The following is a 14,719-nucleotide window of genomic DNA, read 5'->3' on the forward strand; positions in this document are numbered from 1 at the left end:
GACAACAGGCGGTTTTTTATGGTCCGAGTTGCCATAAATGGTTTTGGCCGCATTGGTCGTAACGTACTTCGCGCCCTGTATGAAACAGGGCGCAATCAGTTGATAAAAGTGGTTGCGATTAATGATCTGGCAGAACCGCAAGGTATAGCCCATCTGCTGAAATACGACACAACCCATGGTCGTTTCGGTTTTGATGTGCATCTTCATGACGATCAGCTTAATGTGGCCGGAGACAGTATCCGGTTGCTGGCTGAACCCGATATCAGCAATCTGCCCTGGCAACAGCTAGGCGTAGACATTGTGCTGGAATGCACCGGTGTGTTTTCTGATCGCGTGGCCGGTCAGGCGCATTTGGATGCGGGGGCAGGGAAAGTACTGTTTTCCCAACCTGGCAGCACCGATCTTGATAACACCATTATCTTCGGTACTAACGAAGAGTCTCTCACTTCTGAACATCGTTTAGTGTCTAACGGCTCGTGCACAACAAACTGCATTGTGCCGGTTATACAGGCACTGGATAATGCCTTCGGGGTATTAAGCGGCACCATAACCACTATTCACGCTTCCATGCATGATCAGCAGGTTATTGATGCTTACAATAAAGATCTGCGCCGGGCGCGGGCAGCGAGCCAGTCAATTATTCCTGTAGATACCCGCCTGGCTGCTGGTATTGAACGAATCTTGCCGAAATTTGCCGGTAAGTTTGAAGCGATTGCGGTGCGCGTGCCCACGGTAAACGTCACGGCGATGGATTTAAGTGTTACGCTGGAATCCGAAGTAAACATTTCGGACGTAAACAACGCACTGAAAAAAGCGCGAGAGGGACGACTTTCGGGTATATTAGGTTATTCGGAAGCGCCGTTAGTCTCTGTAGATTTTAATCACGACCCGCATTCATGCATCGTTGATGGCACGCAAACCCGCGTGAGCCACCGACAACTGGTGAAAACACTGGTATGGTGTGACAACGAATGGGGATTCGCGAATCGGATGATTGATACCACGCTGGCTATGTACCAGTCGGGGTGTTGAGGAAAGTAACTGAGTTTTTAAGGGAAAACTATGGCAATTCCAAGCATGCAGGATTTTGCGCTGGATGGACAGCGCGTGTTGATCCGTCAGGATCTGAACGTACCGGTAAAAGACGGTAAAGTCACTTCTGATGCCCGCATCAAGGCATCTATTCCTACAATCAAAGCCGCGCTGGAAGCGGGCGCAGCGGTAATGGTGATGTCTCACCTGGGCCGCCCTGAAGAAGGCAACTACGAAGCTGAATATTCACTGCAGCCTGTGGTTGATTACTTGAACGATGCCCTGGATGTGCCGGTTTCCCTGGTAAAAGACTATCTCGACGGCGTTGAAGTAAAAGCCGGTGAACTGGTTATTCTGGAAAACGTTCGCTTCAACAAGGGCGAGAAGAAAGACGACGAAGCATTAGCCAAGCAGTATGCCGCCCTGTGCGACATCTTTGTGATGGACGCATTTGGTACCGCGCACCGCGCCCAGGCATCGACCCACGGCGTAGCAAAGTTTGCACCTAAAGCTTGCGCTGGCCCGTTGCTGGCTGCAGAGCTTGATGCATTAGGCAAAGCCCTGGACAACCCTAAGCGCCCAATGGTTGCCATTGTTGGTGGTTCTAAAGTATCGACAAAACTTACCGTGCTGAAAACCCTGGCTGAAAAAGTCGACCAGCTGATTGTTGGTGGCGGTATTGCCAATACGTTTATTGCCGCACAGGGCCATAACGTAGGTAAATCACTGGTTGAAATGGACCTGGTTGATGAAGCGAAAGAGTTGATCGCTCAGGCACAAGCCAACGGCGGTGATATTCCAGTGCCTACCGATGTGATTGTTGGTACGGAGTTCTCAGAATCTACGCCAGCCACGCTGAAAGCGGTAGACCAAATCAGCGATGAAGACATGGTGTTCGATATTGGTCCTCATTCGTCAGCAGCGCTGGAAGAAATCCTCAAAAATGCCGGTACCATTGTTTGGAACGGTCCGGTTGGGGTATTTGAATTCGATCAGTTTGCATCAGGTACTAAGTCGCTGGCTCACGCCATTGCCGACAGCGATGCATTCTCAATTGCTGGTGGTGGCGACACCCTGGCTGCGGTAGATAAGTACGACATCGCAGATAAGATATCGTATATCTCCACCGGTGGTGGTGCTTTCCTGGAATTCCTGGAAGGCAAAACACTGCCTGCAGTTGCTGTTTTAGAAGAAAAAAACAAATAAGAAACAGCCACTGTGTAACGTAATCGCGTTACCCAATTTGTCGGCGAACAGTGACGTTTGCCGACAATATACTGAAGTCGATTCCGCCTTGTCCGCCCCATTATGTATTTCGGACGCTGCGGAACGCTTGAGTATTTTCCCAACCCTACAGCCGTTGTAATGACGGAAAATAAAAAGGAGTGTTGCTCATGGCATCACAAGCTCAGCAAGCTATGCTGGATAAAATCAAAGTGCAGAAAGGTTTTATTGCCGCGCTGGATCAAAGTGGTGGTAGTACCCCAAAAGCACTGAAACTTTATGGTATTGAACCGTCTGAGTACAGTTCAGATGAGCAAATGTTCGACATGGTTCACGCCATGCGTACCCGCATTATCACCAGCGATGTGTTCAGTGGCGAACGCGTTATTGGTGCAATTCTGTTTGAAAATACACTCGACCGTGACATTGAAGGTATTCCTACAGCGAAATACCTGTGGGAGAAAAAGCGCATTATTCCATTCCTGAAAGTAGACAAAGGTTTGGAAGAAGAAGCAAATGGCGTTCAGCTAATGAAGGCAATGCCAGCGTTGGATGCATTACTGGCGAAAGCCGTGGCACAAGACGTGTTCGGTACCAAAATGCGTTCAGTGGTTAAAATGGCTAACCACGAAGGCATTAAAGCGATTGTTGAACAGCAGTTCACCGTGGGCAAGCAAATTATTGCTGCTGGCCTGGTACCTATTATCGAGCCGGAAGTAGACATTAACAGCCCGCAGAAAGCCGAAGCCGAAGCGCTGCTGAAGCTGGAAATTCTGACCCAGTTAAACCTGCTCGACGAAGGCCAGGAAGTCATGCTTAAGCTGACACTGCCTACGCAAGATAACTTCTACAAAGAGCTGGTGGATCACCCTAAAGTGATTAAAGTGGTGGCGCTTTCAGGTGGTTATAGCCGCGACGAAGCCAATGCGAAACTGGCAGAGAACCAAGGCATTATTGCTTCTTTCTCTCGTGCATTGACTGAAGGTGTATCGGCGCAGCAGTCTGATGCTGAATTTGATAAAACACTCGATGCAGCCATTGAAGGTATTTACCAGGCTTCAAAATCTTAATTCAAATCAAAACCGACGTGTTCAGCGTCGGTTTTCTCTCTCCTTCCTTCCCTGTTTATTAAATATACCCTATACTTTAGTTGTATAATTTATAAACCTATAACGTTAATATTTTACCTTTCTTTGCTATTCACAATGGAATTGACACACCTACATTAGATGTCTATTTTTGCGGTGTGATCAAAAAGCGATCAGTTAGGTGCGCTAGAAGGCGGTAAACCCGCCGGAATTGAAGGATCAGTGGTAGTGAACACTTTTGAACAAATCTACTTTTTGATTGGCATTTTGAGTTTGCTGGTCGGCGTAGGTGTCGCGTTCACGTTTGTGTTGCCCATTCCCTCGCAGCGGGTAAAAGCACAAAGCCCTATTTACGGTCGTCTATTTCTCGTTACGCTATGGTTTGCTTTTCTCGGTATTTGCCTGCAACCATTAGGCTTTCCTCTCGCTAGTGCAGCAACGTTAAATCTCTGTGTGTTGCTAGCCATGTACATGTTGTATCTCACGGTACTCAAACGTTACGGACAGGTTTTAACCCACAAGCAAGTTGCGATGATCATCTCGCACTTGGCACTGTGCGAAGCCTTATCGTTATATTTCTATTTGGGCAATAACCAGCTTTTGGTTCGTGAAATACTGGTGTCTGTATTTGTGCTTATTCCTCTTGGTTTAACCTTACGGCTGATTTACCGGAATATCCCCGAAAGCAGAGGCGGCGATGAAATGATTTTTATCGTTGTTTCACTCACCACTATTGGTGTGGTGTTTGGCGTACCTGTTTATCGCATGTGGCTGGAGCCGGGAGAGCCGGTGGGTACGGAAGTGGCTTTTGTTGCCATATTCATGCTTTGCTTGTTGTTCATGCTTGGTTTTCCTGCCAGCCTGATGCAATCTTTATTCATTAGGCTAAGTACGCAGGCCTACATTGATGCGCTTACAGGCGCTAAAAACCGCCACTATCTCTATCGCGAATCCGTTCGCATGTTAGCTCACGCTCAACGCCACGAGCAGCACTTTTCAGTTGTTGTTTGCGATATCGACTTCTTCAAAAAGGTGAATGATCAGCACGGTCACCCAGCGGGAGATGAAGCGCTAAAGCAATTTGCCCGCCTCATCAGCGAGTTATTACGCAGCGGCGATACACTGGTTCGTATGGGGGGCGAAGAGTTTCTTATCGTATTACCTAACGCCGACATCCAGCAAGCGTCTACCATGGCGCAACGGCTTTGCGACGAGGTAAGAGAAGCGGAGATTAAGGTAGAAAACACCACATTAAAGCTCACGGCCTCTTTCGGGGTAGCAAGCCTGAATGCAGATGACACTATCTTCGATGGCATCCGCCAGGCAGACGAAGCACTGTATCGCGCTAAAGCCTCAGGCCGCGATCAGGTGAAACGCGCACAGAGCTAGTACAAAGCACAGGAGTATTGGTACTTCGGAAAAGGCGTAAACCCTTCTGGCCAGGGGGCGGAATTGCCTTCGCGAACACGGCGTAAACCCATCCATGGGGCCTCGGCTGCCGCTTCCCTGCGGCAGACGGTTCGCTCAGGCAACACCGCCCCCTGTCCGCGGGTTTACTGTTCCGAAATCCCAATACTCCCAGGTAGTTCCGCGACTTTACAGCTTAGAATACTACTACTCCGCTATCGTTTCAGCTTCCGCTTCTTCGATGTTCAGCGTTAAGTCTATTGCCTTCCAGTATTGAACTTCCTGTTGGAGATCGGCACTCATAATGGGTCGGCTTTCTTTCCAGCCTGCCGGGAAGGTGAGGGTGAGACTGTTTTTACTGGCGGTTACGTTCAGCTCCGGTAGGAATGATTCCTGACGTTTTATGTTCAGCATGGCACCTAAACGAAGTAAGGCGATGGCGCGTTTTACTGCGTTGCTGTCGAATAGCTGAAATTCTGGAATTTCAGCAGATTTAATTTTTTTGCGATGAAAACGCACCAGCGTCGCTAGCAACTCTTGTTGCTCCTGGGTGAATCCTGGCATGTCTACGTTCGACAACACATAGGCCGAATGACGTTGAACCCCGCGAGAGTTAATTTGAATTCCCACTTCGTGAAGCAACGATGCCCAACCCAACATAGCGCGGAAATCTTTGTTTTTGAACTTCCAGTCTCCCGCAACCTTGTCGTACAGGTTTAATGTAGTCGCCAGAACCATGTTTGCCTGAGTGGTATCAACATCGTAACGGGTGGCTAAACTTTTCGCTGTGCGCTCGCGAATGTCTGAGTGCTTTAGCTCGTCTTCCATTTGGTACAGCACACCTTCACGCAATGCGGCGGGCGAGTACACCAGTTCGCTAATGTCCAGCGCTTCGAAAATACCAATCAGAATAGCCAAACCACCGGCGATAACGCCTCGGCGATCTTCGCTGATTTCAGGCATAGTGAGTTTATCGATGTGACCCGCTTCGATGAAACTCTTCATCACATTGCGCAGGCTTTTTAACGTGACCGGCTCGTCATGACCATTGGATTTATCGCGCTGGGCCAAATTGAACAGGGTTTTAATGGTGCCTGAAGTGCCAATACATTGAGTCCAGCCAAGATGCTTGTAGCGGTTCTCAATGAGTTCCAGTTCCTGCTTCGCAGCTGTAATGGCGCGATTGAAGGTTTTTGCTTTCAGCTCGCCGTCGGCAAAAAAACGGTTGGTGTAGCTTACGCAGCCCATTTGCAGTGAGCGACAAATAAGCGGGTCGAAGCCCTCACCAATAACGAACTCGGTAGAACCCCCACCAATGTCTGCCACCAGGCGGCGGCCGTCACTGTGATTAGTATGTGCCACGCCCGAGTATATTAATCGGGCTTCTTCCACACCGGAAATGACTTCGATAGGGTAGGGCAACACTTCCCGAGCAGCATTAATGAAGGTGCGCGCGTTAACGGCTTTACGCAAGGTATGGGTAGCCACAATACGCACGGAATCTGGTTCAAATCCGTTTAGACTGGTCGCAACCAGCTCCAGCATTTTCAGGCCCCGTTCGATAGCTTCATCCGACAACACGTTATCTTCGCCAAGCCCGGCTGCTAGCCTGACTTTTTCTTTCAAACGGTGGAGAATTTGTACCGAGCCCGCATTAATACGGGCTACAACCAGGTGGAAGCTGTTGGAGCCAATGTCCAGTGCCGCAACTTTGGTAGTGTCGCGGCTTTCTACAGCGTCAAAAACGGATTCGGTGGGGCTCAAATAGATTACTCATCTTCAAGACGCTTCAGGTAGTCATAAATTTCTATCTGTGAGCGTAGTTTTTTACGGTTACCTCGACGAACGTACTTATTCGTCTGGTCCTTGTCAATGATGCGTGCTTTTAGTGTGTCTTTGAACTGCAGTTCCAGAATATCTACAATCTGCTGTTGTAAGCGTTTATCGTACACCGGGCAACCTACTTCAATGCGGTTGTCCATGTTACGTGTCATCCAGTCTGCAGAGGAAATGAAGACTTTCCTGTCGCCGCCACCTTCGAACACCATCACGCGCGGGTGTTCAAGAAAACGGTCGACAATAGACGTAATGGTGATGTTTTCGCTGATCCCCGGTAAGCCCGGCACTAACGAACACATACCGCGCACAATGCCGCGAATTTTCATACCCGCCTGGCTGGCCCGATACAAGTCGTCGATAAGCTCTTTATCTACCAGATTGTTAATCTTGAAGGTGATTTGAGCCTTGTGGCCCTCTTTCAGATATTGAATTTCCTGGCGGATCAATGACTGGATCTTGGTACGGCTGTTCAACGGCGAAATTTGCAGATGCTGGAATTTATACCGGCGATACGGATATTGGATTAAATCAAATACGCTCGCGGCTTCTTCTGCCAGTTCCTGATTACGGGTAAACAGGCTGAAGTCGGTATAGATTTTAGCGGTTTTCTCGTTAAAGTTACCGGTGCCGAAATGGGCATAGTTCACCAGCGAACCGCGCTCTTCCCGTGCAACGATACACACTTTACTGTGGATCTTCAGGGTAGGTACACCCAGTACAACGCGAATGCCAGCGTCGGTCATTCGGCGCGACCATTCAATATTGGCTTCTTCGTCAAAGCGTGCGCGAAGCTCTACCACTACCGTTACTTTCTTACCGTTATCAACCGCATCTATCAGCGAGTTTACAATGCGCGAGTTGCTGGCCACACGATAAATATTAATGCGAATAGATTTAACGCTGGGGTCGAAAGCGGCCTGACGGAGAAACTCAGTAAAATGCAGGAAGCGGTGATACGGGTAGTACAACAGAATGTCGTGTGCCGTGATGGCGTCGAATACGGTGTTGTAGCTTGAAAAGGTTTTGGTATCGATGGCCGGTAATTTGGGGTTTTCCAAATACTCACGACCCACGTTGGGGAACCCAATGAAGTCTTTAAAGTTACGGTAATGCCCCGCCGCGTGCATGGTGTCGAGCTTAGTTACTTTTAAGCGTTTACGTAAATCCAGCACCATGTCTTCAGGCATAGCGTGGTCGTAAATTACCCGCACCGGCTCGGCAATAAGACGCTGTTTCATACTTTCAGACATCTTATCCATGTAGCTTTCATCAATTTCATCGTTGATGGAGTACTCAGAGTCGCGGGTCATTTTAAACGAATAGGCTTCCAGCGAATCGTATTTAATGAAACCGCGGAAAATTTCTTCCAGACACAGTTGAATAATGTCATCCAGCAGAATGATGTGTTTCTTTTTACGGCTGCGCTCGGGGGGAATAACCACGAAGCGGGAGGTTTCACTGGTAGGCACTTGCACTACGGCATAGCGGGTATTGCGGCCTTCACGACGAATGGCCACATAAAGATAAACCGACGTGCCGTTCAGACGACTCAGCAGGTCAGTTTTCTTTTCAATGAGAATAGGGGCGATATGGCGCAGAATTTTGTTCACGAACAAGTTGCGTAACCATACTTTCTGGTAGTCGTTGAGTTCGTCTTTGCGCACGATGAAGATATTGTATCGCGCCAGCGCTTTTACCACATCTTTGTGGATCTCATCGAACTTGCTAGACAGATGCACCACTTTTTTCTGAATGGTTTCCATCAGCAACATCAGTTTGGATGCTTCTTCTTCACTGCCATTTTCTTCGGCAATGGTGATTTGTCTTTTTACATCAGCGGCACGAACGCGGTAAAACTCGTCTAGGTTATTAGAGTAAATCCCCAGAAAACGAATGCGCTCAACCGCAGGATTATTTTTGTCAGCCGCTTCCTGTAACACCCTTTCATTGAAGGCCAGCCAGCTAAGTTCTTTCGGGTAGTAGAGTTCGTTGTAATCCATACGTCGCAGTTTTTTCTATCTAAAAAATTTGCAAAGCCTGCCATTTATCCGTGACAACCATGTGACAGGCGGGGGAAAGTGGGTTATACGCTGGTGGTGATATCTACCACTAAATCATTTGCAATACTTTCCAGCGAGGTTTGCAGTGCGCTGTCGTCGAAGTCTTCAGGTACCGCGATGGTCGCTTTGGCTTTAAACATCATGCTGCCCCAGGCCGGCGCGCTTTCACATCGGCTATCGAAAGACACAATATTGAGGTTGAACTGGTTTAGAATATTTGTCAGTTCCTGTACGATGCCGGGCTTATCGTTACCCATAATGGCAACGCTTAAGGTTTCGCTGAAGGTTTTCTCATTGTCGGCCACCGATACCGATTGTACGGTAAGGTCGGGCAAATCGTTGAGTGCAGATACCAGGGCATCGTGTTTGTCGGCAGGCACGTGCACTTCTACAAAACCGGTGAACAAACCCGCCATATGAGCAAAACTACTGCCCAGCCAGTTGGCATCGTGACGATAAACACATTTGGCAAGCGCATCTACCAGACCTGGTTTGTCCTTGCCCATGATGGTAATGATCAGAGGTTGCATATCGCACTCCTGTTTTTAATGATGGCACCCGGCAACGGTGCTGAAGGTTGAAGGCCACGGGGCCTACGATTTTCCACTTGATTAGCAGTATTAAAATAACACATGATTGGCAACCAACCCTATCTGATCTTTGAAAAATCAGGCAAAAGTTGCTTTTAACAATATGAAGTCAGCTGTGGACAAACAAATCATAAAAAGGCAGCGCAAAGATAAGCGCCTGAAAGTCACCGTGACGCTGTTCGGCGGGCTGGTGCTTTTCACATTGGTGTTGTTAATTTCTCACCTGATTTACCAGGCATTGCCGCTGGCGATGTCGCCGTCGTTATCGGAAGTGTCCTCCCCCGAATTTAATGAAGCCCAGAAAAGTCAGGGCTTGTCGGTACTGTCTGCCGGTGATCTCATGGAAGGTCAGCCACTGCTAGCGCGAACAGAGGATTGCCGGGTTCGCATGCTGAACCTGAATAAGGCCGAAACGGGGTTTGCGTCGTTTCACGATTACATTCGGCCTTGCGACCACAGCACGGCAGTGGTCAGTGAGAAAGAACTGCACTACATTGCTGATATTTCTGGTTCTGGCCAGGTAAGGGTGGTCGATGTGCAGTCTATCGCCATGACGCAGTCGCCTTTGCTAACCGGTGCCGAGCCGAAAGCCCTGGGCGCGGGCTTAATTAGTTTTGCGTTGCCCGAAGCGGTATGGCTGGCTCAGCAGTCTTGGCAGGTTTATCCGGGCGAACGCTGGATTGTGGCAAAGGTGGTTACCGACTCTCAAACGTTTGTGCGCTGGGTTAATCGCGCGAATCCTACCCGCATCATCGATTTCTCTTTCTCGCCCCGTGCCATGGTATTGCCACTGCCAGGGGCGGCATTAACGTTGACGTTCGAAAAAGGGTTACTTACCCAGCAGCCGCTAAGTGGCGTTGCCAACCACTCGCTCACCAAAGAAAGTATAGTGTGGTGGCAAAGCCTGCCTAAAGATCGCACGCTACTAACGGCATCAGACAATGGCCTGCTCACCCGTTGGATTTTACGCAACAACAACGGGCAAATGAGGTTTTACCCTACCTGGACCATTCCCTTCGACGAGTATCAAACGCCCGTTGATGTGAGTGTGCATGCCACGTCGGATGCTTTAGCATTATTAACCTCTGCCAGTAAGTTAGTACTTATGAACCGGGTAACCGGAGAGGTAGTGAGTGCCACTAGCCTTGAGGTGCCGCGCAGCTCATTGAGTTGGTATGGACGTCGTTTATATCTGGCATCAGAAATAGGTGTTAGCATTCAGAAAGTAAACTGGCTAAGTGGCGTGACTACCTGGGCCTCGTTATTCCAGCCGCAGGAATACGAAGGCTATCAACAAGCCGATACCGTATGGCAAACAACCAGTGGTTCCGACTATCAGGAAACGAAATACAGTCTGGTGCCGTTACTCATTGGTAGTCTTAAAGCGTCGGTTCTGGCGTTAATGATTGCCATACCGGTGGCTGTTGGGGCGGCCATTTACTCGGCTTACTTCTCAGAAGCGCGATTACGCCATTGGCTTAAACCTGCGCTGGAGATGCTGGAAGCCGTGCCTTCTGTACTCATTGGTTTTGTGGCTGCCATTTGGTTGGCGCCCATGGCAGAGCGGGTGCTGTTTTCTTTTGGTTTCTTTTTGATAGTTGTGCCGGTGATTTTGTTTGTCGCCGCGTTGTTTCAGTATCGTATCGCTAGAAAGTTCCCACCGGTATTGCGCCGGGGCACCGAGCTCATTGTGCTACCCTTGCTACTGCTCGCCTTGGGTTACGTGAGTATGCAATGGGCGCCAGACTGGATATTTAATTTAACCGGTGTGGATTCCCTTACTGCGTTGTCTACTTCGTCGGAAACGCCTATTGGCAAAACCACCATCGTGGTGGCGCTAGCACTAGGGGTGGCGATTTCTCCCACCATTTATTCGCTGGCAGAAGATGCCATCAGTGGCGTACCGGATTATCTGAAACATGCCTCGTTTGCGTTGGGGGCAACCCGGTTACAAACGCTGCATCACGTGGTACTCAAAATGGCCATGCCGGGCATTCTTGCGGCCATCATGCTGGGCTTCGGCCGGGCGTTTGGCGAAACCATGATAGTGCTTATGGTTACCGGCAACACGCCCATCTCCGACTGGCACCTTCTCGAAGGTTTGCGGGCACTTACTGCTAACTTGGCCATTGAACTGCCAGAGACCGACGTAAACAGCGTGCATTATCAAATCTTATTCTTTACCGCCTGCATTCTGTTTGGATTTACCTTTGTGGTAAACACGCTGGCAGAGTTATTACGCCAACGTCTCAGAGTGAACGCCCGTCATGATTAAAACCAAAATTGAAGCCATCATGAACCCGGCGCAGCGGCAGTCGTTCGTCATCAGCTTTACGGCGTTTCTGTCAACCTTATTGTTGTTAGCGCTGGTGTCGGTGCTGGCACTGATCATTTACCGCGGTGTGGCTTATTTCTGGCCTGCGCCGGTGTATTCGTTAACCTTTGTGGATGACCAGACTGAGCAGGCGAAAGCCGTTTATGCACGGGTATTCAGCGAATTTCATGATCAGGGCGACGCTGTACGGTTAGTGGTGTACTCAAGCAGTGACGCGCCCCATGGTACACAAGCCCTTATCGATGAAGACCGTATTCTTACGCTGGTAGAATCAGTAAACAGCGCCGATATTACCTTGAATGATGGCTTATCAGTGCTGGGTGTACCGGTACAAATTCGCGCGTCAGACAATGTTCGATACTCTGAACAGGCCTATGCGTCGGTTGCCGAGAAGGTAAGTAGTATTGAGCAGCAAATTGAAGACATCCGGACTCGCTGGCTAAGTGCTATTCACCTGAAGCTGTCTGAACTGGACGTGCGTGGTGTAGCCATGGATGCCCCGGCCAGGGAGAAACTCAACGATGCGTTCAGGCAGTGGCAGAACAAAATCATTCAACTGGAAAATCAGCGCGACAATTACACCCTTAAAATCGCCATGGCTGATGGCACAACTCTTTCAGTACCGGTTGCCAGCATTGAAGAGGTTGTGTTTCCCGGACAACTTGGTGTGTGGGGGAAAGTTGGCGTAACGTTCGGTCACATCGGGCAGTTTCTTATTCAGTCGCCCAAGCAGGCTAATACTGCGGGCGGTGTATTTCCCGCGCTTTTTGGTACGGTGATGATGGTATTTATTATGACCATCATCGTTACACCGTTTGGCGTGCTCGCTGCGGTTTACCTGAATGAATACGCGCCTGATAACCTACTTACCGCCATTATTCGCATTAGCGTGTCGAACATGGCTGGCGTGCCTTCCATTGTTTATGGCGTGTTTGGTCTGGGTTTCTTTGTGTATGTGGTGGGCGGCAATATCGATGCGCTGTTTTTTGCCGATACGCTGCCCGCGCCAACGCTTGGGACGCCGGGATTATTTTGGGCTGCCATGACCATGGCTATTCTCACGCTTCCCGTTGTGATTGTTGCCACCGAAGAAGGTTTGCGGCGGGTGCCGAATGGATTACGGGCAGGCAGTTACGCGCTCGGGGCGACGAAAGCAGAAACGATTTTGCATACCGTGCTGCCCATGGCCTCTCCGGGTATTATGACGGGCGTGATTCTGGCGATTGCACGTGCCGCAGGTGAAGTGGCCCCGCTCATGCTGGTGGGCGCAGTGAAATTTGCGCCGAACCTGCCGTTAGACTCCGAGTTTCCTTACATGCACCTCGACCGACAGTTTATGCACTTAGGTGTACTGATTTATGATGGCGCGTTCCACAGTCAAACTGATGCGGAAGGGGCGTCTATGATGTTTGCTACCTGCTTATTGTTGCTGCTGGTGGTATTGGTGCTTAATATTCTGGCTGTGCTGCTGCGGGCGCGGCTGCGTAAACGTTATCTCACAAACTGAGAATTTTATGCTGAAGCTATTTGAACACGAAACGCTGGATGTACAGAACCTCAGTGAAGAGGAAACGGCTATCCGGGTTGAACAACTTAACCTGCAGTTCGGGCAAAAGCACGTGCTTCACAATATCAGCATGCGGATACCGAAAAATCGCATTACTTCGCTGATTGGCCAAAGTGGTTGCGGCAAGTCTACGTTGATCAGCTGCTTTAATCGCATGAACGATCTGGCCCCGGATTGTCGGTACGACGGCAGTATTTTCATTGGCGGCCGCGATATTAACCGCCGTAAAGAAAATGTGTCGCAGCTGCGCACCCAGGTGGGCATGGTGTTTCAGCGGCCAAATCCTTTTCCTATGAGCATTTACGACAACGTGTGTTATGGCCTTCGCCTGCAAGGCATTCGGGTACGCCGGTATCTGGATGACGCGGTAGAGCAATCGCTGAAAGATGCGGCACTGTGGGAAGAAGTCAAAGATCGGTTATTTGAATCTGCGCACATTCTTTCTGGTGGTCAGCAGCAGCGTTTGGTTATTGCCCGGGCGTTGGCGCTGAAACCCGACATATTGTTGCTCGACGAGCCTACTTCTGCCCTCGACCCCTTAACCACCTTATTTATTGAAGAACTCATGGCGAGCCTGAAAAAGCGGTGTACCATTGTGATTGTTACCCACAACATGCAACAGGCGGCGCGGGTGTCTGATTACACGGCATTTTTGCATCAGGGCAAATTAATTGAGTATGCCGACAGTGACACCTTGTTCACGATGCCGGAACATAAACAAACCGAAGATTACATTACCGGTCGCTACGGCTAACAGGAGGCGCATATGGTTCGTCAGGTTGCTCTAAATACGCATATTTCTGGCAAGTTCAATACCGAACTAGAGAATTTGCGAAATTCTGTGCTTACCATGGGCGGAGAAGTTGAACTTCAACTTGTCGATACCTTAAAAGCCATTCAACAGAACAATGCAGGCCTTGCTGAGAAAGTCATTCTTAACGATCTCAAAATTAATAACATGGAAATGCAGATCGACGAAGAGTGCTTGCGGATCATTGCCAAGCGTCACCCTACAGCGTCTGATCTTCGCTTAGTGATGATGGTGTCGAAAGCGATCACCGATATCGAGCGCATGGGCGATGAAATTGAACGTATTGCCCGCCTGGTGACGAAAAATAAGCTGCCCGCTTCTGAAACCATCAAAAGCAGCATGTTGCTCATTGGTGAGCGGGTAGTGCAAATGATGCGTGGTACGTTCGACGCGCTAGCCCGGCAAGATGAAAACTCAGCGCTGGAAGTATACGACCAAGACAACCGTATCGATGCGGAATATAAAAAGCTGCTTAAATACACCACCGAAGAAATGCAAAAGAGCACCGATGATATGCAAGACTGGCTGGAAGTACTCTGGGCACTGCGATCATTAGAGCGGATCGGCGATCGTTGTAAGAATATTTGCGAATATGTGGTGTATTTGTCTCGCGGTACCGACGTGCGACATGCGCCTTTAGAGAACATGCAGCAGAAATTAAAGCATCTTAGTTAGGCTTGGTTGTCACAAAAATGAAATATTTGCTTTAATAATAGTCGGACCCGACGGGATTCTTTGCGATTTGTCTTATTCCGGCAAAATTACA

Annotated in this window: 11 protein-coding genes; 8 read left to right on the forward strand and 3 right to left on the reverse strand. The window is 49.3% G+C overall.

What is annotated here, in order from left to right:
• Positions 1-18: 18 nt before the first annotated feature.
• The 4 genes from epd to ACXAGX_RS17845 all read left to right on the forward strand — a co-directional run bounded on the left by epd (position 19) and on the right by ACXAGX_RS17845 (position 4,733).
• Positions 19-1,032, forward strand: a complete 1,014-nt coding sequence (gene epd / locus ACXAGX_RS17830) for an erythrose-4-phosphate dehydrogenase (protein ID WP_070127508.1) — start codon at positions 19-21, stop codon at positions 1,030-1,032.
• A 30-nt stretch (positions 1,033-1,062) separates the two neighbouring features.
• The gene (locus ACXAGX_RS17835) at positions 1,063-2,238 is read left to right on the forward strand and encodes a phosphoglycerate kinase (protein WP_474839972.1); all 1,176 of its coding nucleotides are present in this window, start codon (positions 1,063-1,065) and stop codon (positions 2,236-2,238) included.
• A gap of 188 nt (positions 2,239-2,426) precedes the next feature.
• Positions 2,427-3,326, forward strand: a complete 900-nt coding sequence (locus ACXAGX_RS17840; protein ID WP_474839974.1) for a fructose bisphosphate aldolase — start codon at positions 2,427-2,429, stop codon at positions 3,324-3,326.
• 246 nt (positions 3,327-3,572) lie between these two features.
• Positions 3,573-4,733, forward strand: coding sequence for a GGDEF domain-containing protein (locus tag ACXAGX_RS17845; RefSeq protein ID WP_474839976.1), 1,161 nt, complete (start codon positions 3,573-3,575; stop codon positions 4,731-4,733).
• A 225-nt stretch (positions 4,734-4,958) separates the two neighbouring features.
• Here ACXAGX_RS17845 and ppx read toward each other — a convergent pair whose 3' ends face one another.
• The 3 genes from ppx to ACXAGX_RS17860 all read right to left on the reverse strand — a co-directional run bounded on the left by ppx (position 4,959) and on the right by ACXAGX_RS17860 (position 9,180).
• The gene (gene ppx / locus ACXAGX_RS17850) at positions 4,959-6,515 is read right to left on the reverse strand and encodes an exopolyphosphatase (RefSeq protein ID WP_474839978.1); all 1,557 of its coding nucleotides are present in this window, start codon (positions 6,513-6,515) and stop codon (positions 4,959-4,961) included.
• Between the two features lie 5 nt (positions 6,516-6,520).
• Positions 6,521-8,590: a polyphosphate kinase 1 gene (gene ppk1, locus ACXAGX_RS17855; RefSeq protein ID WP_474823494.1), complete on the reverse strand. Its 2,070-nt coding sequence runs from the start codon at positions 8,588-8,590 to the stop codon at positions 6,521-6,523.
• 83 nt (positions 8,591-8,673) lie between these two features.
• Positions 8,674-9,180 (reverse strand): glycine cleavage system transcriptional repressor, encoded by a 507-nt coding sequence (locus ACXAGX_RS17860; RefSeq protein ID WP_070127499.1) that lies wholly within the window; start codon positions 9,178-9,180, stop codon positions 8,674-8,676.
• A gap of 175 nt (positions 9,181-9,355) precedes the next feature.
• Here ACXAGX_RS17860 and ACXAGX_RS17865 point away from each other — a divergent pair, with 175 nt between their 5' ends.
• From ACXAGX_RS17865 to phoU, 4 genes are read left to right on the forward strand one after another with little or no spacing between them, the layout of a single operon-like run.
• Positions 9,356-11,515: an ABC transporter permease subunit gene (locus ACXAGX_RS17865; protein ID WP_474839979.1), complete on the forward strand. Its 2,160-nt coding sequence runs from the start codon at positions 9,356-9,358 to the stop codon at positions 11,513-11,515.
• The gene (gene pstA, locus ACXAGX_RS17870) at positions 11,508-13,082 is read left to right on the forward strand and encodes a phosphate ABC transporter permease PstA (protein WP_474839981.1); all 1,575 of its coding nucleotides are present in this window, start codon (positions 11,508-11,510) and stop codon (positions 13,080-13,082) included. Before ACXAGX_RS17865 ends, pstA begins: the two co-directional genes overlap by 8 nt.
• Before the next feature lie 7 nt (positions 13,083-13,089).
• A complete protein-coding gene (pstB, locus tag ACXAGX_RS17875) occupies positions 13,090-13,896 on the forward strand; it encodes a phosphate ABC transporter ATP-binding protein PstB (protein WP_474823510.1) in 807 nt (268 codons plus the stop codon).
• Positions 13,897-13,908: 12 nt separating this feature from the next.
• Positions 13,909-14,628, forward strand: a complete 720-nt coding sequence (gene phoU, locus ACXAGX_RS17880) for a phosphate signaling complex protein PhoU (RefSeq protein ID WP_474823515.1) — start codon at positions 13,909-13,911, stop codon at positions 14,626-14,628.
• Positions 14,629-14,719 lie beyond the last annotated feature (91 nt).

The organism is Alteromonas sp. ABV4_515 (assembly GCF_056160345.1).

Coding starts and splice junctions, on each gene's coding strand:
- ACXAGX_RS17835 (WP_474839972.1), top strand. CDS start 1,063: ATGGCAATTCCAAGCATGCAGGATTTTGCGCTGGATGGACAGCGCGTG.
- pstA (WP_474839981.1), top strand. CDS start 11,508: ATGATTAAAACCAAAATTGAAGCCATCATGAACCCGGCGCAGCGGCAG.
- phoU (WP_474823515.1), top strand. CDS start 13,909: ATGGTTCGTCAGGTTGCTCTAAATACGCATATTTCTGGCAAGTTCAAT.
- ACXAGX_RS17860 (WP_070127499.1), bottom strand. CDS start 9,180: ATGCAACCTCTGATCATTACCATCATGGGCAAGGACAAACCAGGTCTG.
- ppk1 (WP_474823494.1), bottom strand. CDS start 8,590: ATGGATTACAACGAACTCTACTACCCGAAAGAACTTAGCTGGCTGGCC.
- pstB (WP_474823510.1), top strand. CDS start 13,090: ATGCTGAAGCTATTTGAACACGAAACGCTGGATGTACAGAACCTCAGT.
- ACXAGX_RS17840 (WP_474839974.1), top strand. CDS start 2,427: ATGGCATCACAAGCTCAGCAAGCTATGCTGGATAAAATCAAAGTGCAG.
- epd (WP_070127508.1), top strand. CDS start 19: ATGGTCCGAGTTGCCATAAATGGTTTTGGCCGCATTGGTCGTAACGTA.